We start from the raw sequence: 25,943 nt of genomic DNA, 5'->3' as shown, positions 1-25,943 counted from the left end.
TTTTATGAAACTGCTGGATCTGTTGTTTGAGCGCTCGGCTCGCCGTGTCGCCGACACCACCTCTCGACGCAAACTGCTCGCGCGCATGGGTTCCTTGATGGTCGCGGGTGCTGCGCTGCCCCTGCTGTTGCCGCTGGATCGCACCAGCAAAGCCCTGGCCGCCGATAACCCGAAAGCCGGCGACCCGGGTGATCCGAACAGCTGCGACTACTGGCGCTATTGCTCCATCGATGGCTTCTTGTGCAGCTGCTGCGGGGGCTCGGTCACGTCCTGCCCGCCGGGCACGGAAGCGTCGCAAGTCACCTGGATCGGCACCTGCCGCAACCCGGCCGACGGCAAGGACTACATCATTTCGTACAACGACTGCTGCGGTAAGCAAAGCTGCGCCCAGTGCGCGTGCACCCGTAACGACAGTGAAGAACCCGCCTATCGCCCGTTCAACAACAACGATGTGAACTGGTGCCTGGCCGCTAAATCGCACATCTACCACTGCACCGTTTCGATCATCCGCGGCGTCGCGGTTTAACGCGCATTTGCCGTCGGTTGCTCGCGCAATCGGCGGTTTTTTTTTGTGTTTGTGAGCTGTTTTTTTTGTTCATTGTTACCGACAACAAGAAAAAGGTGCTTGTCATGCGTAGGTTGCTATTGCTCGGTCTTGTCTGCGTCATGACCGCCCCGCTCGTTTATGCCAGAGCCATTCCCAACCCGGCGCAGCGTCATGCTCCGGGCAACGAAGAACTTCAAAAACCCATTTCCGAGGCGGGTTACGGTGTTGGCGTGAACTACCAACTGCAATGCGCCGGTTGCCATCTGGGTGATGGTATGGGGTCCCCCGCCAATGACACGCCTCGGCTACAGGGGTTTGTCGGCAATTTTCTGAAAGTACCGGGCGGCCGCGAATTTCTCGTGCGTGTGCCCGGTATGTCACAGTCCGCGCTTAACAACGCGCAGTTGGCCGACTTACTCAACTGGTTAATGCGTGAAGACGGCATGGCTGGCAAAAGCACCCCCGCGCACTACCAGCCTTACAGCGCCGAAGAAGTCTCCGCGCTGCGCCAAAAAGCCATGCTCAACCTCCCGGGCACCCGCGCCGAATTGATAAAAGAGATGCGCGCGCAAGGCATTGCGATTGAAGACGGGATGAGTTACTGATTTCGGCACAGAGCAAAAGGTTTTTGGCAAGAATCAAAAAGAATCCATCCACCATTTGTAGCAAAGTGCAGGTGTGCCTCTCCTCGGCTCGCCTGAAGGAACTCAGAAATGTTCGCCTCCGTTGCGCTGCTTAAAAGAAAACCACTTGCCCGGCTCGCGCTAGCCATTACCTTGGGCACCCTCGGCTTGCCTTGCTGGATGTCCAGTGCCCATGCTCACGGCGGTCACGCCGAAATGGTGCCATTGCAATCGACCCTTGAGGACTTCGGCGCCACGGTCAAATGGGACGACTATTCCGACCTGTTCGTGATTGCCAAGGACGGTGTCTACCTCAAGGTCAAACCGGGTAGCAAGGTGGCCGTGCTCAACGGCAAACGGATGGAGTTGTCAGTGCCGGTGGTGTTCAAAGGCAAGACGGCGTTCATGTCCAAGGACTTCATCAACCAGGTCTTCCAGTCCGGCCTGGACAAGACGTTTGTCGTCGAGACCCGCCCTAACCCGCTCAACCCGCTAAGCGCCGACGAAATCAAGGCGGCGGTGGAGGTCGTCAAGCATTCCGCCCACTACAAGCCCGGCTTTCGCTTCACCGAAGTGTCCGTCAATGAGCCACCCAAGGCTCAGGTCTGGAATTTCGTCTACACCGGCCAGAACGTCACCCAGCCTCGCCAGGCCAATATTGTGGTGCTCGATGGCAAGCATGTGATCGAGGCGCTGGTCGATCTCGACAGCAAGACACTCAAGTCATGGAAACCCGTCGAAGGCGCTCACGGCATGGTCTTGCTGGACGACTTCGCGACCGTGCAGTCGGCCGTAGAGACGAGCCCCGAATACACGCAAGCACTGGCCAAGCGTGGTATCACCGATGTCAAAAAGGTCGTGGCCACGCCATTGACCGTCGGTTACTTCGACGGCAAAGACGGTCTGGCGCAGGATAAACGCCTGCTGAAAATCGTCAGCTACCTCAATACCGGTGATGGCAACTACTGGGCGCACCCGATCGAGGGCCTGGTGGCGATTGTCGATCTGGAGCAGAAGAAGCTGATCAAGATCGAAGATGAGGCCGTCATTCCGGTTCCGATGAAGCCGACACCCTATGACGGGCGTGGCCGCAAAGGCACGCAGGTCAAGCCGCTGGAGATCATCGAGCCGGAAGGAAAGAACTACACCATTACCGGCAACAGCATTCATTGGCAGAACTGGGACTTCCATGTTCGCCTCGATTCGCGGGTCGGCCCGATACTGTCGACGGTCACTTATGACGACAAGGGCAAGAAACGCAAAATCATGTACGAGGGCTCGCTGGGCGGCATGATCGTGCCTTACGGCGATCCCGACGTCGGCTGGTACTTCAAGGCTTACCTGGATTCGGGCGATTACGGCATGGGCACGCTGACCTCGCCGATCGCGCGCGGCAAAGACGCCCCGGAAAACGCTGTGCTGCTGGACGCCACCATTGCGGACTATACCGGCGCACCGACCTCGATTCCGCGCGCAATGGCCGTGTTCGAACGCTACGCCGGCCCGGAATACAAACACCAGGAGATGGGCCAGCCCAACCTCAGTACCGAGCGTCGTGAGCTGGTGGTGCGCTGGATCAGCACCGTCGGCAACTACGACTACATCTTCGACTGGGTCTTCCAGCAGAACGGGACCCTCGGCATCGATGCCGGCGCCACCGGTATCGAAGCGGTCAAGGGTGTGAAATCCAAAACCATGCATGAAGCCACGGCCAACGAAGACACCCGCTACGGCACCCTGCTGGACCACAACATCGTCGGCACCACCCACCAGCACATCTACAACTTCCGTCTGGATATGGATGTGGACGGTGAAAACAACTCACTGGTTGAAGTGAACCCGGTGGTGGTCGCCAACGACCGTGGCGGACCGCGGAGCAGTACGATGCAGACCGAGCACAACGTGGTCAGCACCGAACAGCAAGCCGCGCAGAAATTCGACCCTTCGACCGTCCGCTTGATGACCAATTTCAGCAAGGAAAACAAAGTCGGCAACCCGGTTTCCTATCAGCTGATTCCGTATGCCGGCGGTACTCACCCGGTGGCCAAGGGTGCCAACTTCGGCAAGGACGAATGGCTCTATCACCGCCTGAGCTTCATGGACAAACAACTGTGGGTGACGCGCTACAACCCGGACGAGAAATACCCGGAAGGTAAATACCCGAATCGCTCGGACAAAGACTCAGGCCTGGGACAGTTCACTCACGATAACCAGTCCATCGAAAACACCGACGATGTGGTCTGGCTGACCACGGGCACCACGCACATCGCGCGGGCTGAAGAGTGGCCGATCATGCCGACCGAGTGGGTGCATGTGCTGTTGAAGCCGTGGAATTTCTTCGATGAGACACCGACGCTGAACCTCAACGCCCCGCAGTAATGGGGTCATGCACAAAAACCTGTGGGAGCGGGCTTGCTCGCTCCCACAGTGGGTTAGCGTGACGTCAGCTGGATCTCTTGCAGGCTTCCTGCGCAATTACTGGACCACAATCTTCCCGATCATCTGCGGATGCAGCACACAAAAATACTCAAACTCCCCCGGGGTGTTGAACACCCAGGAAAAACTGTCATTGGTATCCAGCGCCCCCGAGCGAAACGCCTTGTGGGTTTCCGACACCGTGTGCGGAATCTGATCGTCGTTCACCCAGGTCACTTTGGTGCCCACGGCCACATTCAAATCCTTGGGGCTGAACATGAATTCCTTGATGTCGACTTTCACTTCCTGCGCCCATGTCGGCATCGACAGCATCAGGCCGATCACGGCCAACAGTCGCGTGTTCATTCCTCAGCCCTCCCCTAAACCAGTGTCGAATCGATCAGCGCCAGCGGATGATCTCCCTGGGTCGCGCGCACATCGGTGATCCCCAGATAATTGCGCAGTTGATCAGCCGCCACGGTCATGGGCCCCGGTGCTGGCGCCGTACCCGGTGCGGGTTGTGGATAGGCGGTGCCGCGGGCGGTGTGGAAGGTGATGTTGCCTTCGACCTTCTGGATCACCTGATGGATATGCCCGTTCAACACCGTCACCGAACCGTACTTGCGCAGCATCGCAATCGCCTGATCGCCATCCTCGGTGCCCCAGCCCCACGGCTGATAAATCGTCCACAACGGAATATGGGTAAACACCACGATGGGCGTGCTGCTGGTCACGGCGCGCAAGTCATCGGCCAGCCAGGCCAGTTGATCGGCACCGAGGGTTGCTTCATGCCCGGCCTGGAAGTTGAAGACATTCACCAGTGCGATGAAATGCACACCGTGATCATCGAAACTGTACCAGCCATTGCCTTTGGTGCCCTTGCCGTAGCGCTCCAGGTAGAGCTTGCCGCCGCCCTCGTCGAGGGTGTCGTGCTCGCCCGGTACGTAATGCACGGTGGACGGCAGGCCTTTGAGCAACTGCGCGGCGGTGTCGAACTCTTCGGGTTTGGACAGGTGCGTGATGTCGCCGGTGTGCAGGATCAGCGACGGCCGTTTTGGCAGCGCGATGACCTTGTCGATCGCCACCTGCAAAGTCTTGAGCGGCTCAGGGTTGGCCTCCTTGTTGAAGCCGATGTGCGAGTCGCTGATCTGCACGAAGTGAAACGTACTGGCCAGTGCCTTGGGGTCGGTGACGTTGCCTGCCTCATCCATCGCGAAGGCCCGGGGAATGCCGCCGCTCAGGGCCCAGATCACCCCGGCACCGGCCCACGCCGAGCACTTGAGCAGCGTACGGCGGTCAGGGTTCAACGGACCGTCGGTGCGGCGTTGATGTTTTGCATGAATGTCCATCGGTATGCCCTCTCTGGCGAACTACAGTGATGTAGCTGACACGAGGTACAACCTTGCGAAACCGGGGTTTATTCCGCGCCGGAAAATAAATTTTTCTCCGGGAATAAAACACGGCGACTCACAGTTATAGGGGTGGGACGGTGCGGGAATCACTATGAAGCGATTTGAGGAACTGATTGCGCCCCATCTGGACGCCGCCTACAACCTCGCGCGCTGGCTCACGGGCAACGACAGCGCCGCGCACGATGTCGTGCAGGAAAGTGCGCTGCGCGCTTTCAGGTTTTTGCAGCGTTTCGCCGATGGCAACCCCAAGGCCTGGTTCCTGACCATCGTGCGCAACGAAAGCTACACCTGGCTCAAGGCCTCGGCCGGGCACCGTTGGGTCGCTATCGGCGACGAACTCCCCGAAGACTACGCAGCGCTGAGCCACAGCCAGACCCCGGAATTGCAAGCGATCCACACGGAAAACGCCGCGCTGATCCAGCAAGCGCTGTGCGCCCTGCCGCCGGTGTTTCGCGAGGTGATTGTGCTGAAGGAGCTCGAAGACATGCCCTACAAGGACATCGCCCTGGTGGTCGACATTCCCATCGGCACCGTCATGTCGAGACTGGCCCGGGCTCGCGCCATGCTCAAGCTCGAACTGATGAAGTTGCACGATCATGAATAAACTCGACTGCACGGTTTGCCAGACGCTGATCCATGGCTATCTGGACCAGGAACTTGATCCGCCGATGGCTGCGCAGGTGGCCGGGCATTTAGCCGCGTGCGCCGAGTGTGCTCGGTTGCACGATCAGGCACGGCTGCTGAAGGTCAGCGTGAAGCGCCAGGCCCCTTATTATCCGGCGCCGGTGGTGTTGGCTGATAGCGTACTGGCCGCTGTTGCGCCACGGCCCCGCGCTGTCGAACACTGGCGAAAATGGCTCGCACCGGTTTTTTCAGCGGCGGCGCTGGCCTTGGCGGTGGTGCTGTATGTGGTCACGCCGGGCAGTGAACAACCGTTGATGGATGAGGCGGTGTCGAGCCATGTCCGCTCATTGATGGGCGAGCATTTGAACGATGTGGTTTCGTCCGACCGGCACACTGTCAAGCCCTGGTTCACCGGCAAACTCGACTTTTCGCCGCCGGTATTCGATTACTCGGCGCAAGGGTTTGCGCTGTTGGGCGGGCGGCTGGATTACCTGCAACATCAGACCACAGCGGCGCTGAGTTACGGGCGGGCCAGGCACATTATCAATGTGTTCATACTGCCCACGCCGGAGGCGGACAAGCCCCGGCAGAGCCAGACCATTCGCGGCTTTAACGTGGTGTCATGGCAGGCCAGCCACATGCGCTTCGTGCTGGTTTCCGATCTGGAGAAAAGTGAACTGGAGGCGTTCAGCCAGTTGCTCAAGCCGTAGCCCTTCTTTACCCCTGTGGGAGCGTGTATCAAGGGAACTATCAGGCGTGCTTTTTGCGGTACTCACCAGGTGAAATGCCGAAGCGTGTTTTGAACGCGGTGGAGAAGTAGCTCGAATCGGAGAACCCCCACGAGTAACCCAGCACCGACAGCTTCTGCTCCATACCCGACTGGCGCAGGGATTCGGCGCACAAATCCAGTCGGCGATTCTTGATGTAGCGCGCGACCACCAATCCCTTCTTGGCAAACATCCGATACAACCCACGAGTCGACATGCCGACCTCCCGTGCCAGCCATTCCGGGCAGAGGTCTTCCGAGCGGATTTGCGCATCAATAACGCCCAAGGTCTTGCGGAAGATACGTTCATGCACATCACTGCCGTCTTCGGCATGACTGATCGCCGGGCGCAGCAGGCTGACAATGGCCTCCAGGGTCGCTTCGCTTTCTTGCCGGCTGAGGTTTGTCTGGGACGTGGCATCCAGGATCAAGCGGTGAGACAGCATCGCAATGGGCGATGTCGCGGCAATCCGGTGGCCGCATTTGACCTGATTGAAGCGCAGGGTGTGCTCAACCAGTTGCGACGGCAGAATCAGCGACAATTGCCGGGAGTTTTCACTGTAGGTGAAGTCGCTGGGGCGCGAAGCGTCGATCAGCGTGATGTCACCGGCCGAGAGTAAAACCTTGTTGTCACCCTGGGCCATGCCGGCCGTGCCGTCGAGTTGGAACACCGCAAAGTATTTCCCGCCCTCGCCGGCAGCGACTTCCCGTGGCGTGCGGAACAGTCGAGCCTGACAGGCATCAACAAAACTGAGTTTCAGCGCGCCGTCCTGGTGTTCCCGGATATCGCCGGCAAACTCAGCGCCCAGAGGTTGCGCATTGAAGGCGCCACAGATCTGGTTGATCTGATGAATCCACTGATCAAAGCCATCACGGCGCTGTGCAATTGAAGAAATCATGTCGGGCCTCACGCAGGCTTATTTTTATTGTCTACGCCAATCCACAGGTTCTCCTGAACAGTCATTCTCCCTGAACGTTGACGGGCTACTTGAGCCCGCCAAACCGCCGATAGAAACTTTCACCGACGTCCGGCAACGGGCCATCGGCGGTTTCCAGCGCAGTGTTCAACCATTCTTCGGCTTTGGCGTAGATCAGCCGGTAAATGTTGCGGCACAACTGGCGGGCGGCCCGACCTTCCCAATCACCGGGCAACAACTCGTCCGGCAATTGCGGGTCGCGCAACAGCAATTTGCGGTACTCGTGAATAAGCAGAACCCGTGCCAGGAAGCAGTCGGAGGGTTCGAGGTTCTCTTGCTCGCGAAGCGCTTGCCAGAGCGGTCGGAACAGCTGAATGAACTCGCTGTAATGGGTCGCCAGCTCTTCGATGTTCCAGCTCTCGCGCACCTGCAAACGCAGGGCCTTGGAGGCCAGCACGTCCTGCGCGGTGGTTTCAAAGACGATGGTCTCTTCCTGGGCGCCGAGGTCGAGCAAGGTGGCGTTGAGATCGGTACGGTCGCTGCGTGGACAGGCCAGCACGGCTGGCGAGATCGCACCAAAACCTTGCCACTCGAGTTCTTCGCGCACTTGTTTGCGTTTGTCCTGGGTCAGTTGCGTGAGCATCACCAGGCACCAGGAGCCATCCCACGCCGGCACGGTGGAGCTGTAGACCCGCTTGAAAGCCTTGTCGAAACGCCGGCGACCGGTGCCGGTCAGGCTGTAGTAACTGCGGCGCCCGACTTTCTCGGCGGTCAGCCAGCCTTCCTTGGTCAGACGGAAGATCGAGGTGCGGATCAGCCGCTCGTTGATGCCGATGGGCTCGAGCAATTGAATCAGGCTGCCCAGCCAGACCGTTCCGCCGTGGGGTTCGATGGCATCGCCGTATAACGTGATGATCAAGGAACTGGCGCGGATCGGCGTCTGCTCCTGGAAGCGGGTAATCAGATGGTTCAATGGTGTCAGGGACGACATGGGCGTACCGAGCTAAAAAAAGAAAAGGAATATACCGGTTTCATAAAGCTCACACGTACCCCTGTAGCAGCTGCCGAAGGCTGCGTTCGGCTGCGCAGCAGTCGCTAAATCCAAGCATGCGGTGATTCAGGATGATTGAGTCGTCTGAATGGCGACCGCTTCGCGCTCGAACGCAGCCTTCGGCAGCTGCTACAGGTTCTTCAGCGTTCATAGCATGGTGCCCTTGGGCCGCAAGCCGCTGTCGCTGATACGTGGGCGATCGGGTTCCGGTTCGGTCAGCGGCTCGCAGACTTGCATCTGCTCAAGGCAACGCTTGGCCAGTTGCTGATATTCACGAGTGCCCGCCTGCTTCCATGACACTTCCTCATCGCTGAGGCTGCGCTTGACGCTGGCCGGTGCGCCCATCACCAATGACTGCTCCGGGCATGCGAATCCGGCTTTGACGAAGGCTGCTGCCGAGACGAATGAGCGAGGGCCAATCCGCGCGTTGTCCATCACCACCGCATTCATGCCCACCAGGGCATCGGCGCCGATCCGGCAACCGTGCAACACCGCGCCGTGACCAATATGGCCGTTGCGCTCCACCACCGTGTCGCTGTCCGGAAAGCCGTGCATCACGCAGGTGTCCTGCAGGTTGGCGCCCTCCTCCAGCACGATCCGGCCAAAGTCCCCGCGCAGACTGGCCAACGGCCCGACATAGCAATGGGGGCCGACAATCACGTCACCGATCAGGACGGCCGACGGATGAACGTAAGCAGTGGGATCAACCACCGGGGTCAAGCCATCGAGGCTGTAGCAAGTCATGGGACGTTCCTTTAAGCGTAATGCCGGGTGTATTTGCAAAGCGATGCCGATATGGGGTCATTTTGTATCACATCGCTTTTACCAGCACAAAGACAAAAAATCCGTATCACTTAATAACGATCTTTGAAAAAGGTCCGGCAATGCGTCTGGCGCAACCATCCCAGCCAATAAAACCAGCGATATTCCGCTGCAAAGCCTCCTCATAAAGCTCTCACCCAAACACCAGCCACTCATCAATAAGACACATTAAATCTATTTTAGTGTTGTATTTGCGTATCACGTTGTAGGTATACTCAGGCAAAACCGGCCCACCGCGCCGATCCAATAATGAGCCGGCATTACAGCCGAGCGTGCACCGTGAGGGCATCCGCCATGCCTCTAACCCTTGCTGTCGAGTTCATCGAGCCGGGCGTCCGCCTGATTACCCTGCAGCGCCCACAAGCGCTGAACGCCCTGACCACCGAATTGCTTGGTGAACTGGCGGACGAACTCAACGCTGCGCAGGCCGATCCCGACACCCGCGCCGTGGTCCTGACCGGCAGCCGAAAAGCCTTCGCGGCCGGCGCCGACATCAAGGAAATGGCCGAACGCAATCTGGTCGGCATCCTCGACGACCCACGCCAGACGTCGTGGCAGACCATCACCCGTTTCAACAAACCGCTGATCGCCGCCGTCAACGGCTTCGCCCTGGGCGGTGGCTGCGAACTCGCGATGCACGCCGACATCATCATTGCCGGTGAAGATGCGCGCTTCGCTCAGCCGGAAATCAATCTCGGGATCATGCCCGGCGCCGGTGGCACCCAACGCCTGCTGCGCGCCGTCGGTAAATCCATGGCCATGCAGATGGTCCTGACCGGCGAGGCGATCGACGCCCGCCAGGCCCAACGTGCCGGCCTGGTCAGTGAAGTGACCCAACCGGAATTCACCGTCGAACGCGCCCTGCAAATCGCCCGCAGCATTGCCGGCAAGGCACCGCTGGCCGTGCGTCTGGCCAAGGAAGCGCTGCTCAAGGCGATGGACACCGACCTGGCCAGCGGCCTGCGCTTCGAACGCCATGCCTTCACCGTGCTGGCCGGCACCCGCGATCGTGATGAGGGCATCCGAGCCTTTCAGGAAAAGCGCACGCCGACTTTCACCGGGCAATAACCCGGTCACCCCCAATAAAAAAGCAGCGAACGACCTCTCAGAGAGCGCCATGACCATGAACTTCGAACACATCCTGTTTTCCGTCGAGGCCGGCGTCGCCCTGCTCAGCCTCAATCGTCCGGACCAACTCAACAGCTTCAACCCGCAGATGCATGGCGAAGTGAAGGAAGCGCTGAAACACGTGCGGCAAAACCCGGACGTGCGCGTTTTGCTGCTGACCGGTGAAGGTCGCGGTTTCTGCGCCGGACAAGACCTCAACGACCGCAATGTCGCGCCGGGCAGTGCCGCGCCGGATCTGGGCGAGTCCATCGAGAAGTTCTACAACCCGCTGATCCGCCAATTACGCGACCTGCCGATGCCGGTGATCTGCGCGGTCAATGGCGTGGCAGCCGGGGCCGGGGCCAACATTCCGCTGGCCTGCGACTTGGTGCTGGCGGCGCGCTCGGCGAGTTTTATCCAAGCCTTCTGCAAGATCGGGCTGATCCCTGATTCCGGTGGCACCTGGACCTTGCCGCGCCTGGTCGGCATGGCCCGCGCCAAGGCCCTGGCTTTGCTGGGTAATCGCTTGAGTGCCGAGCAAGCCGAGCAATGGGGACTGATCTACCGCTGCGTGGACGACGCGGAACTGCGCAATGAAGCCCTGACGCTGGCTCGTCATTTGGCCACGCAACCGACTTACGGACTGGCACTGATCAAGCGCAGCCTGAACGCCAGCCTGAGTAATACGTTTGACGAACAGCTGGAGCTGGAAAGAGACCTGCAGCGTCTGGCTGGGCGTAGCGAGGATTACCGTGAAGGCGTCAGCGCCTTCATGGAAAAACGCAGCCCAAGCTTCAAGGGGCGCTGAGTCATGACTGCACTGAACACTAACGCGCGCATCGCGGTGATTGGCGCCGGAGCCATGGGCGCCGGCATTGCGCAGGTCGCCGCACAGGCCGGCCATCCCGTGCTGTTGCTCGACAATCGTCCCGGCGCTGCTGCGCAGGCGATCGATGGCATTGACCGACAACTGGGCAAACGCGTCGAAAACGGCAAGCTCTCGGCCGAAGCACGCACGGCGACCATCGCCCGTCTTCAGGCGGTGGAAGCCATCGAAGCGCTGGCCGATTGCGAGCTGATCATCGAAGCCATTGTCGAGAACCTTGAGGTCAAACGCGCCCTGTTCCGCCAGTTGGAAAGCATCTGCGGCGAGCACTGCATTCTCGCCAGCAATACTTCGTCGCTGTCGATCACCAGCATCGCCGCGCAATTGCATCACCCACAACGTCTGCTCGGCCTGCACTTCTTCAACCCGGCGCCGGTCATGGCGCTGGTGGAAATCGTCTCGGGCCTGGCCAGCGATCCAGCGTTGGCCGAGTGCCTGTATGACACCGCCAAAGCCTGGGGCAAAAAACCGGTGCACACCCGCTCCACGCCGGGTTTCATCGTCAACCGCGTGGCCCGGCCGTTCTATGCCGAAAGCTTGCGTTTGCTCCAGGAAGGCGCCGCCGATTGCCCGACCCTCGATGCGCTGATGCGCGATGCCGGTGGTTTTGCCATGGGCGCTTTCGAGCTGACAGACCTGATCGGCCATGACGTCAACTATGCCGTGACCTGCTCGGTATTCGACGCCTATTACGGCGACACGCGATTCCTGCCGTCGTTGATCCAGAAAGAGCTGGTCGACGCCGGGCGGCTGGGGCGCAAAAGCGGCCAGGGGTTTTACAGCTATGCCGAAGGTATCGAGCGCCCGCAGCCCACTTCAATCAGCAGCGGACAGCCCGTTGAAACCTGCGTTGTAGAAGGTGATCTGGGCATCGCAAACGCTCTGATCTCGCGCTTTCGCGAGCACGGCGTCGACGTCATCCAGCGCGATGGCCAGGGTTTGCTGCGCGTCGGTGATGCGGTGCTGGCCTTGAGCGACGGGCGCATGGCCAGTCAACGGGCCAATGAGGACGGCCTGCGCAATCTGATCCTGCTGGATCTGGCGTTCGACTACGGCAAGGCCAGCCGAATCGCTATCAGCTGTTCGGCTGGCATCGAACCTTCCGCGCTCGAACAGGGTGTCGCGTTGCTGCAACAGGCAGGATTCAAAGTCAGCCTGCTCAGCGACAGCCCGGCCCTCGCCGTGTTGCGCACCGTCGCCATGCTCGCCAACGAAGCCGCCGATGCCCTGCTGCAAGGCGTGGCCTCGGCCGCCGACATCGACCTGGCGATGCGCGCCGGGGTCAATTACCCCCAAGGCCCGCTGGCCTGGGCCGATGCCATCGGGCTTTCGCAGATCCTCACCGTGCTGGAACACCTGCAAGCCAGCTACGGCGAAGAACGTTATCGGCCGTCGCTGCTGTTGCGCCGTCGGGTCGCAGAAGGAAGGACATTCCATGACAAACCATGAAGCAATGACTCTGGCCAGCACCTGCGCGCAAGCGATGTTCAAGCGCGACGCCGCCAGCCAGGCAATGGGCATGCGCCTGCTCTCAGCGGCGCCCGGCTGTGCCCGCGTTGGGATGAACGTGCGCGCCGAGATGATTCAGGGCCACGGCACCTGCCACGGCGGCTACCTGTTTGCCCTCGCCGATTCAGCGTTTGCCTTTGCCTGCAACAGCTACAACGAGGCCACGGTAGCCATCGGTTGCAGCATCGACTACATCGCCCCGGCACACCTGGGCGACACCTTGACGGCCGATTGCACCGAGCAAAGCCGTTCCGGTCGCACCGGTAACTACGACGTACGCATTGAAAACCAACAGGGCCAACTGATCGCCCTGTTCCATGGCAAATCCTACAAAGTGCGCGGCACTGTGCTGACGCAGGAGATCCCGAATGAATGACGCCTTGATCATCGATGCGGTGCGGACCCCGATCGGCCGCTACGCCGGAGCCTTGAGCAGCGTGCGCGCCGACGACCTCGGCGCCGTGCCGCTGCGCGAACTGTTGCGCCGTCACCCGCAGGTCGACTGGAATGGCGTCGACGATGTGATCTACGGCTGTGCCAACCAGGCCGGCGAAGACAACCGCAACGTCGCGCGCATGTCGGCGCTGCTGGCCGGGTTGCCGGTCAGCGTGCCCGGCACCACGCTCAACCGTTTGTGCGGTTCCGGGCTGGATGCCATCGGCACCGCCGCCCGGGCGATTCGCTGCGGCGAGGCCGGGCTGATGCTGGTCGGCGGCGTGGAATCAATGTCCCGTGCACCGCTGGTGATGGGCAAGGCCGAACAGGCGTTTTCCCGCGACGCTCAGGTCTACGACACCACCATCGGCTGGCGCTTCGTCAATCCGCTGATGAAAAAAGCCTACGGCATCGACTCCATGCCGGAGACCGCCGAGAACGTCGCCGAGCAGTTCAACATCTCTCGCGCCGACCAGGACGCCTTTGCCCTGCGCAGCCAGCAGCGCGCCGCCGCAGCGCAGGCCAGCGGCCGCTTTGCCAAAGAAATCGTCGCGGTAGAAATCCCCCAGCGCAAAGGCCCGGGCAAAGTGGTCGAGCACGACGAACACCCGCGCGGCGATACCACGCTTGAGCAGTTGCAGAAGCTTGGCACGCCATTTCGCGAAGGCGGCAGCATCACCGCCGGCAATGCGTCCGGGGTCAACGACGGGGCTTGCGCACTGTTGCTGGCCAGCCCGGAAATCGCCAAGCGCCACGGCCTGAAAGCGCGCGGCCGGGTCGTCGCCATGGCCACCGCCGGCGTTGAACCCCGCATCATGGGCATCGGCCCGGTACCGGCGACGCGCAAGGTACTGGAACTGGCCAACCTGAGCCTCGCCGACATGGACGTGATCGAACTCAACGAGGCCTTTGCCGCACAAGGCCTGGCAGTGTTGCGCGAACTCGGCCTGAGCGACACCGATCCGCGGGTCAATCCCAACGGTGGCGCCATTGCCCTCGGTCATCCGCTGGGCATGAGCGGCGCGCGGTTGGTGACCACCGCCCTGCATGAATTGGAAGAGCGTCAGGGTCGCTACGCCTTGTGCACCATGTGCATCGGCGTTGGCCAAGGCATCGCGCTGATCATCGAGCGCCTATCCGACTAAAGAACCGCGATTCCCGAGGAGCCGAGAGGTATCCTTGGGGCATGCACTCTAAGCCCTTGTGCGAAAGGGCTGAAACACAAAAATAATTCGAGTGAAGTTATGAACATGCCAATTGCCAACGCCGTGCTTGATCCAGTGCTGGACCCGATTGAAACCGCCAGCATCGACGAACTCCGTCAGCACCAGCTGGATCGGCTGCGCTGGAGCCTGAAACACGCGTACCAGAACGTGCCGCTGTACCGTCAACGCTTCGATGCGCTGGGCGTGCACCCGGATGACATCAAGTCGCTGGAAGACTTGGCGAAGTTTCCTTTCACCACCAAATCCGACCTGCGCGACAACTACCCCTACGGCATGTTCGCCGTGCCGATGCATGACGTCGTGCGCCTGCATGCTTCCAGTGGCACCACCGGCAAACCGACTGTCGTCGGCTACACCCAGAACGACATCGACACCTGGGCCAACGTCGTCGCCCGCTCGATCCGCGCGGCAGGTGGCCGACGTGGCGACAAAGTGCATATTTCCTATGGTTACGGCCTGTTCACCGGCGGACTCGGCGCCCACTACGGTGCTGAGCGCCTGGGTTGCACGGTGATTCCGATGTCCGGCGGGCAGACCGAGAAACAGGTGCAGCTGATCAAGGATTTCCAACCCGACATCATCATGGTCACCCCGTCGTACATGCTTAACATCGCCGATGAGATAGAGCGTCAGGGCATCGACCCGCACAAACTGGCCCTGCGCCTGGGCATCTTCGGCGCCGAACCCTGGACCGCCGAACTGCGCAGCGCCATCGAAGCGCGTATGGGCATTACCGCCCTGGATATCTACGGCCTCTCGGAGATCATGGGGCCAGGCGTCGCCATGGAATGCGCGGAAACCAAGGATGGGCCGACGATCTGGGAAGACCACTTCTACCCGGAAATCATTGATCCGGTCACGGGTGAAGTGCTGCCGGACGGGCAGATGGGCGAGCTGGTGTTTACGTCGCTGAGTAAAGAAGCGTTGCCGATGATCCGCTATCGCACCCGCGACTTGACGCGTCTGTTGCCGGGCACTGCGCGGCCGATGCGGCGTATCGACAAGATCACTGGGCGCAGCGATGACATGTTGATCATTCGCGGGGTTAACGTGTTTCCGACGCAGATCGAGGAGCAGGTGCTGAAAATCAAACAGCTTTCGGAGTGTTACGAGATTCATCTGTATCGCAATGGCAACCTGGACAGCGTGGATGTGCATGTGGAGCTGAAGGCTGAGCATCAGCATCTGGGCGATGATCAGCAGAGAGCCGTCGCTGCCGAGTTGAGTCGGCATATCAAGACGTATATCGGGATCAGTACGCGGATCGTCTTGCAGCCTCTGCATTCGATCAAGCGGTCTGAGGGCAAGGCTTGTCACGTGTTGGACAAACGCCCGAAAGCATGACTGCTGCACCCTTTATGGCCCCGCTTTTGCGGGGTTTTTTTTGGGTTTTTTTTTGTACATATCCGTTGCTGCGGTAACGGCGGCTATTGGTTTCGCTTTTACAGCGAGTCACTTGGAAAAGCCCCAAGTAACCAAGGGCTCTTGCCCCTTTCGTTCGGTGCCTCGCCTAGGCTCGGCATGCCCTCGCTCCGGTCCTGCTCCGTGGGCCCGCCGCCATCGGCCATCCATGGCCGGGGGCGGCTAACCCGGCATCCATGCCGGGTTGCCCACTGCGCAGAACCTCCTCTCGGCCTCTCGAGGGGGCGGTGCATCAAGATCAAAAGCGGCAGGCGAGCTAACGCTCGGCCTGTTGAGTGGTGAAGAGCGAAAGCCGTACGCCGATCTGCTTTTTTGTGGGAGCGGGCTTGCTCGCGAAGTGGCCGTGTCAGTCGACATCAATGGCGGATGCCTGTCCGCCTTCGCGAGCAGGCTCGCTCCCACAATTTGGATTTTTGCCGGACATTAGATTGGGCGCGTGGCCTGAAGAATAGGCCGGCTGGCAGGCCGCCTCGTTGTTGATTTTGATCTTGATCTGCCCCGTCGGAAGGCCGAGTGGAGGTTCTGCGCAGTGGGCACCGCGGCAAGGATGCCGCGGTAGCCGCCCCCGGCCATGGATGGCCGATGGCGGCGGGCCCACGGAGCAGGACCGGAGCGAGGGCACCCTGAGCCTAGGCGAAGGGCCGGACGTCAGGGGCAAGAGCCCTTGGTTACTTGGGGCTTTTCCAAGTGACCCGCTGTAAGAGCGGAACCATCAGCAGCCGTTACCGAAGAAATGGATATACACACATAACAACCTCTCCCAAATCGACCACTCATCCCGAAGCGATACAAAAACACAAGCGACACGTTATTTTGTGTTTGATATTAATTTATGTATCGCTTATAAAGTTCTCCATGCCATCAAGAAGATTCACGGCGGGAGCCCCTCATGTACGCACAGCTCGTAGAAACCGGCGTCAAGCGCATAAAAGACCTGTCGGAGATGTCCGACCAGGAACGCGCCTTCCAGGAAAAAATCGATTCAGAAATCAAGATCGAAGCCAAAAACTGGATGCCTGATGCCTATCGCCAAACCCTCATCCGGCAAATCTCCCAGCACGCCCACTCCGAAATCGTCGGCATGCTGCCCGAAGGTAACTGGGTCACCCGCGCGCCATCGCTCAAACGCAAACTGCAACTGATGGCGAAGATTCAGGACGAAGCCGGCCACGGCTTGTACCTCTACAGCGCGATGGAAACCCTCGGCGCCGACCGCGATGAAGAAATCGCCAAGCTGCACAGCGGCAAAGCCAAGTATTCGAGCATCTTCAACTACCCGACGCTGAACTGGGCCGACATGGGCGCCGTGGGCTGGCTGGTGGACGGCGCGGCGATCGTCAATCAGGTGGTGTTGCAGCGCACCTCTTATGGCCCCTACTCCCGGGCCATGGTGCGGATCTGCAAGGAAGAGAGCTTCCACCAGCGCCAGGGCTACGAAATCCTCCTGACCATGATGCGTCACGGCAACCAGGCGCAGAAAGACATGGTCCAGGACGCGATCAACCGCCTGTGGTGGCCGTCGCTGATGATGTTCGGCCCGAGCGACGAACACTCGCCAAACAGCGCCCAGTCCATGGCCTGGAAAATCAAGCGCCAGAGCAACGACGAACTGCGCCAGCGCTTCATCGACCAGACCATCCCACAGTTGGAACTGCTGGGCTGCACCTGCCCCGACCCGGACTTGAAGTGGAATGCCGAGCGCGGCCATTACGACTTCGGCGAAATCCAGTGGAACGAATTCTACGAAGTGCTCAAGGGCAACGGCCCGTGCAACCAGGAACGCGTTGCAACCCGTCGCAAAGCCATTGAAGACGGTGCCTGGGTCCGCGAAGCCGCAGTCGCTCACGCTCGCAAAAAACAAAACAAGAACGCCGCCTGATCGGCCACCTGATGTGGAGTCACTGATATGTCTGAATGGACCCTTTTCGAAGTCTTCGTGCGCAGCAAGCACGGTCTCAACCACAAGCATGTCGGCAGCGTGCATGCCGCCGACACCACCATGGCCATCGAGAACGCGCGCGAGTTGTACACCCGCCGCAGCGAAGGCGTGAGCCTGTGGGTGGTGCCCTCGGCGTTGATCACCGCGTCGTCGCCCGATGAAAAAGACCCGCTGTTCGACCCGGCAGACGACAAGGTCTATCGCCATGCCAGCTTCTACGAGTTGCCACCTGAAGTCGGGCACATGTGAGGTCGACCATGAACAACAACACAGATCTGATCGAATACCTGCTGCGCCTCGGCGACAGCGCCCTGATCCAGGGCCAGCGCTTGTGCCAATGGTGCGGCAAGGCCCCGGCACTGGAAGAAGAACTGGCGCTGATGAACGTCGGCCTCGACCTGGTGGGCCAGGCACGCAACTGGCTGGAATACGCCGCCGAACTGCTGAACGACGGTCGCGACGCCGATCACCTGGCGTTCCGTCGAGATGAGCGCGCCTATCGCAATCTGCTGCTGGTGGAACAACCCAACGGCGACTACGCGGTGACCCTCCTCAAGCAATTCCTCTACGACGCCTGGCACCTGCAAGTACTCAGCGGCCTGAGCCAGTCCAGCGATGAGCGCATCGCCGGCATTGCCGCCAAAGCCGTGAAGGAAGTCACCTATCATCTGCGCCGCTCCGGTGAATGGGTCGAGCGTCTGGGTGACGGCACCGAGGAAAGTCATCAGCGCATGCTCGCGGCCATCCCTGAGGTTTGGCGTTTCACGGTCGAGCTGACCAGCGCCGACGACAGCGAACAACGCCTGTGCGATGCCGGCGTCACCCCGAACGCTGCGCAAGTCGCTGCGGCCTGGCAGGTCAAGGTCAACGAAATTTTCGCCAGCGCCACCCTGCCCGTGCCCGCCGCGCCGAGCTATTTCTACCTGAATGCGCGCAAAGGCCTGCACACCGAACACCTGGGCATTCTGCTGGCCGAGATGCAATCACTGCCACGAGCGTACCCCGATGCAACCTGGTGAGCTGATCGCCAGCGACCAGGGCGCACGGCCGGCTCAGCCAACCGACCTGGCCGCTGCCTGGGCGACACTGGCGCAGGTCATGGACCCGGAAGTGCCGGTGGTCAGCGTCGTCGACCTGGGCATCGTTCGCGATCTCGACTGGCAGGCCGGGCACCTGCACGTGGTGGTCACGCCGACCTACTCCGGCTGCCCCGCCACCGAAGTGATCGAAAGCGACATCCGCGAGGCGCTGGAGCTCGCCGGGTTCAAGGCGCCACAGCTGGAACGCAAATTGACCCCGGCCTGGACCACTGACTGGATCACCGACAGCGGTCGCGAACGCCTTCGCGCCTACGGCATTGCGCCGCCCGACGGCAGCATCAGCAAGCGCAGTCTGCTCGGCGAAAGCCCGGTAATCGTTTGCCCGCAATGCGGCAGTGCGCACACCGAAGTGCTCAGCGAGTTCGGTTCAACCGCCTGCAAGGCGCTGTACCGCTGCGTCGATTGCCGGGAACCGTTCGACTATTTCAAATGCATCTGAGCGGCGATCGGCCGTCCCAGCTGGAGAACAATAATGAGTAAATTTCACAGCCTGACCATCAAGGACGTGCGCACCGAGACCCGTGATGCGGTGTCCATCGCCTTCGAGATTCCGCAGCACCTGCAAGACAGTTTTCACTTCACCCAGGGCCAGCACCTGGTGATGCGCACGCAGATGGACGGCGAAGAAGTGCGCCGTTCCTACTCGATCTGCACCGGGGTCAACGACGGTGAACTGCGCGTCGCCATCAAGCGCGTGGTGGGTGGACGTTTCTCGGCGTTCGCCAATGAGCAGTTGAAGGCCGGGCACAGCCTGGAGGTGATGCCGCCAGCCGGGCACTTTCATGTCGACCTCGACCCGACCCGCCATGGCAACTACCTGGCGGTCGCGGCGGGCAGCGGCATCACGCCGATCCTGTCGATCATCAAGACCACCCTGCAAACCGAACCGCATAGCCGCGTCACGCTGCTGTACGGCAACCGTTCCAGCTCCGGCGCGTTGTTTCGCGAACAACTCGAAGACCTGAAAAACCGCTACCTGCAGCGTTTGAACCTGATCTTCGTGTTCAGCCGCGAACAGCAGGATGTCGACCTGTACAACGGTCGGATCAACGCCGAGAAATGCGAGCAATTGTTCTCCCGCTGGCTCGACGTCAAAGCCCTCGACGCCGCGTTCATCTGCGGCCCGCAGGAGATGACCGAAACCGTGCGCGACAGCCTGAAAGCCAAAGGCATGCCGCACGAACGCATCCATTTCGAACTGTTTGCCGCTGTCGGCAGCCAGCAGAAACGCGAGGCCCGCGAGGCGGCTCGGCAGGTTGATGCCGCCGTTAGCCAGATCACCGTCATCAGCGACGGCCGCGCGTTGGCGTTCGACCTGCCGCGCAATAGCCAAAGCATCCTTGACGCCGGCAATACCCAAGGCGCCGAACTGCCTTACTCGTGCAAGGCCGGCGTGTGCTCGACCTGCAAATGCAAGGTCATCGAAGGTGAAGTGGAAATGGACAGCAACCACGCCCTGGAAGACTACGAAGTGGCTGCCGGCTATGTGCTGTCGTGCCAGGCGTTTCCAGTGAGCGACAAAGTGGTGCTGGATTTCGACCAGTTCTGATTTCAGCCCCACCCGAACCTGTAGGAGCGAGGCTTGCCCGCGAAGAGGCCATCGGATTCAACATCGATGTCGCCTGATATTCCGCTTTCGCGGGCAAGCCTCGCTCCTACAGAGGCCGGAAAACCCGTTTCACCCCACAACAAAAACAACAACAGAGAGCGCGCCATGACACCCACAGACGTAGAACTCATCCGTCAGAACCCCGATTTCATCCAGTTGGTACGCCGCAAACAGAACCTGTATTGGTCGCTGTCGCTGATCATGCTGGTGATCTATTTCGGCTTCGTCTTACTGGTGGCGTTCTCCCCCGCCACACTCGGCCAATCCCTCAGTGGCGGAGTGACCACTGTAGGTATGTTGGTGGGTGTGGTGATCGTGGTACTGGCGTTCGCACTGACCGGTTTCTACGTCTACCGCGCCAACAACGTGATCGATCCGCTCAACGAAAAGCTGAAACAGGAGTGCGCCCGATGAGCCGGTTCCTGGCGTTATTCCTGCTGCCTCTGGCCTTCGTCGCTGACTTTGCGGCAGCGGCCGACGGCGCGTCCCGCCCGCTGAACTGGAACGCGATCGGCATGTTCCTGGTGTTCGTGCTGTTCACCCTTGGTGTGACGCGCTGGGCCGCGCTGCGTACCCGCTCCGCCAGCGATTTCTACACCGCTGGCGGTGGCATGACCGGTTTCCAGAACGGTCTGGCGATTGCCGGCGACATGATTTCCGCGGCGTCCTTCCTGGGCATCTCGGCGATGATGTTCCTCAATGGCTATGACGGCTTGCTCTACGCGCTGGGCGTACTGGCGGGCTGGCCGATCATTCTGTTCCTGATCGCCGAACGCCTGCGCAACCTGGGCAAATACACCTTTGCCGACGTGGTTTCCTATCGCCTGGAACAAACCCCGGTGCGCCTGACCTCAGCCTTCGGCACCTTGACCGTGGCCCTGATGTACCTGGTGGCGCAGATGGTCGGCGCCGGCAAACTGATCGAGTTGTTGTTCGGCATCGACTACCTCTACGCCGTCATGCTGGTCGGCGTGCTGATGGTGTTCTACGTGACCTTCGGCGGCATGCTCGCCACCACTTGGGTGCAAATCATCAAGGCCGTGATGCTGCTGTTCGGCACCACGTTCATGGCGTTCATGGTGCTCAAGCATTTCGGTTTCAGCACCGAAGCAATGTTCGCCGGGGCCACTGCCGTGCACGCCAAAGGCAACGCGATCATGGCGCCTGGCGGTTTACTGTCGAACCCGATCGATGCGATCTCCCTGGGCCTGGGCATGATGTTCGGCACCGCTGGTCTGCCGCACATCCTGATGCGTTTTTTCACCGTCAGCGATGCCAAGGAAGCACGTAAAAGCGTGTTTTACGCCACCGGTTTTATCGGCTACTTCTACTTGCTGCTGATCATCGTCGGCTTCGGCGCAATCGTCATGGTCGGCACCGATCCGGCGTTCCGTGATGCCAACGGCGCAATCATCGGCGGCGGCAACATGATCGCCGTGCACCTGGCCCAGGCCGTGGGCGGCAACCTGTTCCTCGGGTTCATCTCGGCGGTCGCCTTCGCCACCATTCTCGCGGTGGTTGCCGGGTTGGCGTTGTCCGGTGCTTCGGCGGTGTCCCACGATTTGTATGCCTGCGTGATGCGCAAGGGCCAGGCCAGCGAACAGCAGGAAATTCGTGTGTCGCGGATCGCCACGCTGTGCATCGGTGTCCTGGCGATCATCCTCGGCCTGTTATTTGAATCGCAGAACATCGCGTTCCTGTCCGGTCTGGTGCTGGCCATCGCCGCCTCGGTGAATTTCCCGGTGCTGTTCCTCTCGATGTACTGGAAAGGCCTGACCACTCGCGGTGCGGTGACCGGCAGTCTGGCAGGGCTGACCTCAGCGATTGTCCTGCTGGTGCTGAGCCCGGCGGTGTGGGTCAACGTGCTGCATCACGACAAGGCGCTGTTCCCCTACTCCAACCCGGCGTTGTTCTCCATGAGCCTGGCGTTCTTCAGCGCCTGGTTTTTTTCGGTCACCGACACGTCCCCGCGTGCAGCCCTTGAGCGTGGCCGTTATCTGGCGCAGTTCATCCGTTCGATGACCGGCATCGGTGCCTCCGGCGCCAGCAAGCACTAAACAACGACCGATTTGATGTCAGGGAATAAAAATAATGAAGCCCGCGCGTACCGCACCCTACGAATCACTGTTTTCGTTAGCCGCCGCATTGAGTCTGCCCATGGTCGCCCCCTGCGCCATGGCCGACTTCATCGACGACAGCAAGGCCCGTATTGAAATGCGCAACCACTACATCAATCGCGATTTCCGTCAGGACAACGCGCCGCAATCCAAGGCCGAGGAATGGGCTCAGGGCTTCACCGCGCGCGTCGAGTCCGGGTTCACCGACGGCACATTCGGCTTCGGTCTCGACGCTCTTGGGGAGTTGGGGCTCAAACTCGACTCCAGCCCGGATCGCCGTGGCACCGGGCTGCTGCCGTTCGGCCCGGACAGCCATGAGCCGGCTGACGAGTTCAGCCAACTGGGGCTGACCGGCAAGCTGCGCGTATCCAAAAGCGTGTTGAAACTCGGCACCCTGCAACCCTTGCTGCCGGTGGCGACCTACAACGACACCCGCCTGCTGGGTTCAACCTTTGAGGGCGGCTTGCTGACCAGCCAGGAAATCAGTGGCCTGACAGTCAATGCCGGGCGCCTGACCAAGGCCAACCTGCGGGACTCTTCCAGCAACGATGACATCGGCTACGGCGCCGCCAGCAGCGATCACTTCGACTTTGCCGGCGGCAGCTACGCCTTCAGCCCGCAGCTGAACCTGAGCTATTACTACGGCAAGCTTGATCAAATTTATCGTCAGCAGTTCGTCGGGCTGGTGCATACCCAGCCGCTGGGCAACGGTTTCAACCTGCGCAGCGACGTGCGCTATTTCGATAGCCGAGGGGATGGCGCCGAGCGCGCCGGGCGTATCGACAACCGCAATTTCAACAGCATGTTCACCGTGTCCCACGGCGCCCACAAGGTCAGTGCCACCTACCAGCAATTGTCCGGTGACAGCGCCTTTCCGTTCCTCAACGGCGGCGATCCGTACGTGGTCAACCTGGTGACCTTCAACACCTACACCCGCGCCGACGAGGACTCCTGGCAACTGCGTTACGACTATGACTTCTCGGCGCAAGGCATCCCCGGCCTGACCTTCATGACGCGCTACACCGACGGTCGCCACGTCAAGGCCGGCAGCGTCGACAACGGCCGCGAGCAGGAACGCGACACCGACATCAGTTATGTCATCCAGAGCGGCGTGTTCAAGGACGTCAGCCTGCGCTGGCGCAACGTGACCTTCCGTTCCGGCAATGGCTTGACCACCGACCTCGACGAGAACCGACTGATCGTCGGTTACACCCTGGCACTTTGGTAATCCCTGAATGGCGCGGTCACGGTCGCGCCAACACTTTTCATAACCTGGAGGAATCGTGATGCCTCACGCCCCTACCCTGCAAAGCTTCATCGCCGGTCGCTGGATCGGCCAACAAGGTGCCCAGGTGCTGCGCAGCGCCATCGATGGCCACGAGATTGCGCGCACTCACGAAGAGCGCCCGGACTTCGCCGAAGCCGTCGAGCACGGCCGTCGCCAAGGCGTCAGCGGATTGATGGCGCTGGACTTCCAGCAACGGGCCCAGCGCCTCAAGGCCCTGGCCTTGTACCTGAGCGAACGCAAAGAACAGCTCTACGCGATCTCGCACCACAGCGGCGCCACCCGCGCCGACAGCTGGATCGACATCGAGGGCGGCAACAGCACGCTGTTCACCTACGCCAGCCTGGGCTCGCGAGAATTGCCGTCGGGCAACATCGTCCACGAAGGCCCGGCGATGCAACTGAGCAAACTCGGCACCTTCGCCGGCACGCATATTCTGGTGCCTCGTGGCGGCCTGGCCGTGCACATCAACGCGTTCAACTTCCCGATCTGGGGCATGCTGGAAAAATTCGCCCCGAGCTTTCTCGCCGGCATGCCGTGCATCGTCAAACCGGCCAGCGCCACCAGCTACCTGACCGAAGCCGTGGTGCGCCTGATGGACGAATCCGGTTTGTTGCCGGCAGGCAGCCTGCAATTGATCATCGGCAGCACCGGTGACCTGCTGGATCGCCTGCAAGGCCAGGACGTGGTGACTTTCACCGGCTCCGCCGACACCGCCGCCAAGCTGCGGGTCAATCCGAATCTGATTCGTAACTCGGTGCCGTTCAACGCCGAAGCGGACTCGCTGAACTGCGCAATCCTCGCCCCGGACGTGACGCCGGACGATGAAGAGTTCGAGCTGTTCATCAAGGAAGTCGCCCGGGAAATGACCACCAAGGCCGGGCAGAAATGCACCGCCATCCGCCGCGCGATTGTTCCGGCCAAACACATTGATGCCGTTGCCACTCGCCTGCGTGATCGACTGAAAAAAGTCGTGGTCGGCGACCCGTCCGTGGAAGGCGTGCGCATGGGCGCATTGGCCTCCCACGATCAGCAGAAAGACGTCGCCGAGCGCCTGGAAAACCTGTTGCAGAGCAGTGACCTGTTGTTCGGTGCCCGCGACGGTTTCGAGCCGCGCGGTGAAAACGTCAGCCAGGGTGCATTCTTTGCGCCGACGTTGCTGCAGTCACGCGACCCGCACGCCGAGGGCGGCGCTCACGACATCGAAGCGTTCGGCCCGGTCAGCACCCTCATGGCCTACGACGATCTGGATGAAGCTCTGGCCCTGGCTGCTCGCGGCAAAGGCAGCCTGGTGGCCAGTTTGATCACCAAAGACCCGCAGATCGCCGCCAAGGCAATCCCGGTAGCGGCTGCCTGGCACGGGCGCTTGCTGGTGCTGGACCGCGAATCCGCCGCCGAATCCACCGGCCACGGTTCACCCCTGCCACAACTCAAACACGGCGGCCCGGGTCGTGCCGGCGGCGGTGAAGAGCTCGGTGGTCTGCGCGCAGTGAAACACTACCTGCAACGCGCGGCGGTGCAAGGCTCGCCGACCATGTTGGCGGCGGTCACCGGCGAATATGTGCGTGGCGCCAAGGTCATCGAAACCGAAGTGCATCCGTTCCGCCGGTTCTTCCAGGACCTGCAGATCGGCGAATCGCTGCTGACTCACCGTCGCACCGTGACCGAAGCCGATCTGGTGAACTTCGGTTGCCTGTCCGGCGATCACTTCTACATGCACTTCGACGACATCGCCGCCAAAGAATCGCAATTCGGCAAACGCATCGCCCACGGTTACTTCGTGCTGTCGGCGGCGGCCGGCCTGTTCGTGTCCCCGGCGCCGGGCCCGGTCCTGGCCAACTATGGCCTGGATACGTTGCGCTTCATCACCCCGGTGGGCATCGGCGACACCATCCAGGCGCGCCTGACCTGCAAACGCAAAATCGACCAGGGCAAAAAGAGCCCGCAAGGCATTCCGCAAGGGGTGGTGGCCTGGGATGTGGAAGTGACCAATCAGTTGGGAGAACTGGTAGCCAGTTATGACATTTTGACCCTGGTAGTAAAGCGCGAGCAGTAATCCGGCTCAAAAGCGTTGAACGGCCACGCCCGCTTCTCAGGCTCCCTTCAGAGAGGGGATGTCTCGAAGCGGGCG

25 protein-coding genes are annotated in these 25,943 nt (G+C 60.8%); 20 read left to right on the top strand and 5 right to left on the bottom strand.

Going from position 1 to position 25,943, the window contains the following annotated elements; all coding sequences use genetic code 11:
• Positions 1-4: 4 nt before the first annotated feature.
• From ABH912_RS03575 to tynA, 3 genes are all read left to right on the top strand, one after another.
• Positions 5-526, top strand: coding sequence for a methylamine dehydrogenase light chain (locus ABH912_RS03575; protein ID WP_033062059.1), 522 nt, complete (start codon positions 5-7; stop codon positions 524-526).
• 104 nt (positions 527-630) lie between these two features.
• Complete coding sequence (locus ABH912_RS03570) at positions 631-1,152, top strand: cytochrome C (RefSeq protein ID WP_429509632.1); 522 nt, start codon at positions 631-633, stop codon at positions 1,150-1,152.
• A 108-nt stretch (positions 1,153-1,260) separates the two neighbouring features.
• Positions 1,261-3,549: a primary-amine oxidase gene (gene tynA / locus ABH912_RS03565; RefSeq protein WP_429509631.1), complete on the top strand. Its 2,289-nt coding sequence runs from the start codon at positions 1,261-1,263 to the stop codon at positions 3,547-3,549.
• A 96-nt stretch (positions 3,550-3,645) separates the two neighbouring features.
• Here tynA and ABH912_RS03560 read toward each other — a convergent pair whose 3' ends face one another.
• Both ABH912_RS03560 and ABH912_RS03555 read right to left on the bottom strand, forming a co-directional pair.
• On the bottom strand, positions 3,646-3,951 hold the full coding sequence (locus ABH912_RS03560; protein WP_033062056.1) for a cupredoxin domain-containing protein: 306 nt from the start codon (positions 3,949-3,951) through the stop codon (positions 3,646-3,648).
• Between the two features lie 14 nt (positions 3,952-3,965).
• Positions 3,966-4,934 (bottom strand): metallophosphoesterase family protein, encoded by a 969-nt coding sequence (locus tag ABH912_RS03555; protein WP_033062055.1) that lies wholly within the window; start codon positions 4,932-4,934, stop codon positions 3,966-3,968.
• Positions 4,935-5,088: 154 nt separating this feature from the next.
• On the opposite strand from ABH912_RS03555, the gene ABH912_RS03550 reads away from it, so the two are divergent.
• Positions 5,089-5,601: a sigma-70 family RNA polymerase sigma factor gene (locus ABH912_RS03550; protein ID WP_033062054.1), complete on the top strand. Its 513-nt coding sequence runs from the start codon at positions 5,089-5,091 to the stop codon at positions 5,599-5,601.
• Complete coding sequence (locus tag ABH912_RS03545) at positions 5,594-6,331, top strand: anti-sigma factor family protein (protein WP_429509630.1); 738 nt, start codon at positions 5,594-5,596, stop codon at positions 6,329-6,331. The genes ABH912_RS03550 and ABH912_RS03545 overlap by 8 nt, the downstream gene beginning before the upstream one ends.
• A gap of 40 nt (positions 6,332-6,371) precedes the next feature.
• On the opposite strand, the gene feaR is transcribed toward ABH912_RS03545, so the two are convergent.
• The 3 genes from feaR to paaY all read right to left on the bottom strand — a co-directional run bounded on the left by feaR (position 6,372) and on the right by paaY (position 9,099).
• On the bottom strand, positions 6,372-7,286 hold the full coding sequence (feaR, locus tag ABH912_RS03540; RefSeq protein WP_429509629.1) for a transcriptional regulator FeaR: 915 nt from the start codon (positions 7,284-7,286) through the stop codon (positions 6,372-6,374).
• Between the two features lie 85 nt (positions 7,287-7,371).
• Complete coding sequence (paaX, locus tag ABH912_RS03535) at positions 7,372-8,295, bottom strand: phenylacetic acid degradation operon negative regulatory protein PaaX (RefSeq protein WP_033062050.1); 924 nt, start codon at positions 8,293-8,295, stop codon at positions 7,372-7,374.
• A gap of 207 nt (positions 8,296-8,502) precedes the next feature.
• A complete protein-coding gene (paaY, locus tag ABH912_RS03530) occupies positions 8,503-9,099 on the bottom strand; it encodes a phenylacetic acid degradation protein PaaY (RefSeq protein ID WP_033062048.1) in 597 nt (198 codons plus the stop codon).
• A gap of 372 nt (positions 9,100-9,471) precedes the next feature.
• Between paaY and paaF the strand changes: the two genes are divergently transcribed.
• The 15 genes from paaF to paaZ all read left to right on the top strand — a co-directional run bounded on the left by paaF (position 9,472) and on the right by paaZ (position 25,868).
• Positions 9,472-10,245: a 2,3-dehydroadipyl-CoA hydratase PaaF gene (gene paaF / locus ABH912_RS03525; protein WP_033062047.1), complete on the top strand. Its 774-nt coding sequence runs from the start codon at positions 9,472-9,474 to the stop codon at positions 10,243-10,245.
• Between the two features lie 55 nt (positions 10,246-10,300).
• Complete coding sequence (paaG, locus tag ABH912_RS03520) at positions 10,301-11,092, top strand: 2-(1,2-epoxy-1,2-dihydrophenyl)acetyl-CoA isomerase PaaG (protein ID WP_033062211.1); 792 nt, start codon at positions 10,301-10,303, stop codon at positions 11,090-11,092.
• Positions 11,093-11,095: 3 nt separating this feature from the next.
• A complete protein-coding gene (gene paaH, locus ABH912_RS03515; RefSeq protein WP_429509628.1) occupies positions 11,096-12,619 on the top strand; it encodes a 3-hydroxyacyl-CoA dehydrogenase PaaH in 1,524 nt (507 codons plus the stop codon).
• A complete protein-coding gene (gene paaI / locus ABH912_RS03510; protein ID WP_033062045.1) occupies positions 12,606-13,055 on the top strand; it encodes a hydroxyphenylacetyl-CoA thioesterase PaaI in 450 nt (149 codons plus the stop codon). The genes paaH and paaI overlap by 14 nt, the downstream gene beginning before the upstream one ends.
• A complete protein-coding gene (gene pcaF / locus ABH912_RS03505) occupies positions 13,048-14,259 on the top strand; it encodes a 3-oxoadipyl-CoA thiolase (RefSeq protein ID WP_429509627.1) in 1,212 nt (403 codons plus the stop codon). The genes paaI and pcaF overlap by 8 nt, the downstream gene beginning before the upstream one ends.
• Before the next feature lie 99 nt (positions 14,260-14,358).
• Positions 14,359-15,684, top strand: coding sequence for a phenylacetate--CoA ligase PaaK (paaK, locus tag ABH912_RS03500; RefSeq protein ID WP_429509626.1), 1,326 nt, complete (start codon positions 14,359-14,361; stop codon positions 15,682-15,684).
• A gap of 967 nt (positions 15,685-16,651) precedes the next feature.
• Positions 16,652-17,641, top strand: coding sequence for a 1,2-phenylacetyl-CoA epoxidase subunit PaaA (gene paaA / locus ABH912_RS03495; protein ID WP_111449688.1), 990 nt, complete (start codon positions 16,652-16,654; stop codon positions 17,639-17,641).
• A 27-nt stretch (positions 17,642-17,668) separates the two neighbouring features.
• The gene (gene paaB / locus ABH912_RS03490; RefSeq protein WP_033062041.1) at positions 17,669-17,950 is read left to right on the top strand and encodes a 1,2-phenylacetyl-CoA epoxidase subunit PaaB; all 282 of its coding nucleotides are present in this window, start codon (positions 17,669-17,671) and stop codon (positions 17,948-17,950) included.
• An 8-nt stretch (positions 17,951-17,958) separates the two neighbouring features.
• Positions 17,959-18,720, top strand: a complete 762-nt coding sequence (paaC, locus tag ABH912_RS03485) for a 1,2-phenylacetyl-CoA epoxidase subunit PaaC (protein ID WP_429509625.1) — start codon at positions 17,959-17,961, stop codon at positions 18,718-18,720.
• Complete coding sequence (gene paaD / locus ABH912_RS03480; protein WP_429509624.1) at positions 18,707-19,240, top strand: 1,2-phenylacetyl-CoA epoxidase subunit PaaD; 534 nt, start codon at positions 18,707-18,709, stop codon at positions 19,238-19,240. Before paaC ends, paaD begins: the two co-directional genes overlap by 14 nt.
• Positions 19,241-19,273: 33 nt before the next feature.
• Positions 19,274-20,350 (top strand): 1,2-phenylacetyl-CoA epoxidase subunit PaaE, encoded by a 1,077-nt coding sequence (paaE, locus tag ABH912_RS03475; protein ID WP_429509623.1) that lies wholly within the window; start codon positions 19,274-19,276, stop codon positions 20,348-20,350.
• A gap of 165 nt (positions 20,351-20,515) precedes the next feature.
• Positions 20,516-20,824 carry a DUF485 domain-containing protein gene (locus tag ABH912_RS03470; RefSeq protein ID WP_033062037.1) on the top strand — a complete coding sequence of 103 codons (309 nt, stop codon included), beginning with the start codon at positions 20,516-20,518 and terminating at the stop codon, positions 20,822-20,824.
• Positions 20,821-22,467, top strand: coding sequence for a cation acetate symporter (locus ABH912_RS03465; RefSeq protein ID WP_033062036.1), 1,647 nt, complete (start codon positions 20,821-20,823; stop codon positions 22,465-22,467). Before ABH912_RS03470 ends, ABH912_RS03465 begins: the two co-directional genes overlap by 4 nt.
• 34 nt (positions 22,468-22,501) lie before the next feature.
• Positions 22,502-23,755 (top strand): OprD family porin, encoded by a 1,254-nt coding sequence (locus tag ABH912_RS03460; RefSeq protein ID WP_033062035.1) that lies wholly within the window; start codon positions 22,502-22,504, stop codon positions 23,753-23,755.
• A 58-nt stretch (positions 23,756-23,813) separates the two neighbouring features.
• Complete coding sequence (gene paaZ / locus ABH912_RS03455) at positions 23,814-25,868, top strand: phenylacetic acid degradation bifunctional protein PaaZ (RefSeq protein WP_429509622.1); 2,055 nt, start codon at positions 23,814-23,816, stop codon at positions 25,866-25,868.
• Positions 25,869-25,943: the final 75 nt, after the last annotated feature.

The organism is Pseudomonas sp. BT76 TE3572, from assembly GCF_050435365.1.
GTDB lineage: Bacteria > Pseudomonadota > Gammaproteobacteria > Pseudomonadales > Pseudomonadaceae > Aquipseudomonas > Aquipseudomonas fluorescens_W.
The sequence above is the reverse complement of the archived record's forward strand: the minus strand, read 5'-3'. Positions and strand labels throughout refer to the sequence as shown.

Bases quoted from the DNA above. Each gene is read 5' to 3' on its own strand.
- paaE (WP_429509623.1), top strand. From the start codon at position 19,274: ATGAGTAAATTTCACAGCCTGACCATCAAGGACGTGCGCACCGAGACC.
- paaK (WP_429509626.1), top strand. From the start codon at position 14,359: ATGAACATGCCAATTGCCAACGCCGTGCTTGATCCAGTGCTGGACCCG.
- ABH912_RS03570 (WP_429509632.1), top strand. From the start codon at position 631: ATGCGTAGGTTGCTATTGCTCGGTCTTGTCTGCGTCATGACCGCCCCG.
- ABH912_RS03555 (WP_033062055.1), bottom strand. From the start codon at position 4,934: ATGGACATTCATGCAAAACATCAACGCCGCACCGACGGTCCGTTGAAC.
- paaH (WP_429509628.1), top strand. From the start codon at position 11,096: ATGACTGCACTGAACACTAACGCGCGCATCGCGGTGATTGGCGCCGGA.
- paaX (WP_033062050.1), bottom strand. From the start codon at position 8,295: ATGTCGTCCCTGACACCATTGAACCATCTGATTACCCGCTTCCAGGAG.
- paaC (WP_429509625.1), top strand. From the start codon at position 17,959: ATGAACAACAACACAGATCTGATCGAATACCTGCTGCGCCTCGGCGAC.
- paaF (WP_033062047.1), top strand. From the start codon at position 9,472: ATGCCTCTAACCCTTGCTGTCGAGTTCATCGAGCCGGGCGTCCGCCTG.
- pcaF (WP_429509627.1), top strand. From the start codon at position 13,048: ATGAATGACGCCTTGATCATCGATGCGGTGCGGACCCCGATCGGCCGC.
- paaG (WP_033062211.1), top strand. From the start codon at position 10,301: ATGAACTTCGAACACATCCTGTTTTCCGTCGAGGCCGGCGTCGCCCTG.
- ABH912_RS03560 (WP_033062056.1), bottom strand. From the start codon at position 3,951: ATGAACACGCGACTGTTGGCCGTGATCGGCCTGATGCTGTCGATGCCG.
- ABH912_RS03575 (WP_033062059.1), top strand. From the start codon at position 5: ATGAAACTGCTGGATCTGTTGTTTGAGCGCTCGGCTCGCCGTGTCGCC.
- tynA (WP_429509631.1), top strand. From the start codon at position 1,261: ATGTTCGCCTCCGTTGCGCTGCTTAAAAGAAAACCACTTGCCCGGCTC.
- paaB (WP_033062041.1), top strand. From the start codon at position 17,669: ATGTCTGAATGGACCCTTTTCGAAGTCTTCGTGCGCAGCAAGCACGGT.
- ABH912_RS03470 (WP_033062037.1), top strand. From the start codon at position 20,516: ATGACACCCACAGACGTAGAACTCATCCGTCAGAACCCCGATTTCATC.
- feaR (WP_429509629.1), bottom strand. From the start codon at position 7,286: ATGATTTCTTCAATTGCACAGCGCCGTGATGGCTTTGATCAGTGGATT.
- ABH912_RS03550 (WP_033062054.1), top strand. From the start codon at position 5,089: ATGAAGCGATTTGAGGAACTGATTGCGCCCCATCTGGACGCCGCCTAC.
- ABH912_RS03545 (WP_429509630.1), top strand. From the start codon at position 5,594: ATGAATAAACTCGACTGCACGGTTTGCCAGACGCTGATCCATGGCTAT.
- paaI (WP_033062045.1), top strand. From the start codon at position 12,606: ATGACAAACCATGAAGCAATGACTCTGGCCAGCACCTGCGCGCAAGCG.
- ABH912_RS03465 (WP_033062036.1), top strand. From the start codon at position 20,821: ATGAGCCGGTTCCTGGCGTTATTCCTGCTGCCTCTGGCCTTCGTCGCT.
- paaZ (WP_429509622.1), top strand. From the start codon at position 23,814: ATGCCTCACGCCCCTACCCTGCAAAGCTTCATCGCCGGTCGCTGGATC.
- ABH912_RS03460 (WP_033062035.1), top strand. From the start codon at position 22,502: ATGAAGCCCGCGCGTACCGCACCCTACGAATCACTGTTTTCGTTAGCC.
- paaY (WP_033062048.1), bottom strand. From the start codon at position 9,099: ATGACTTGCTACAGCCTCGATGGCTTGACCCCGGTGGTTGATCCCACT.
- paaD (WP_429509624.1), top strand. From the start codon at position 18,707: ATGCAACCTGGTGAGCTGATCGCCAGCGACCAGGGCGCACGGCCGGCT.
- paaA (WP_111449688.1), top strand. From the start codon at position 16,652: ATGTACGCACAGCTCGTAGAAACCGGCGTCAAGCGCATAAAAGACCTG.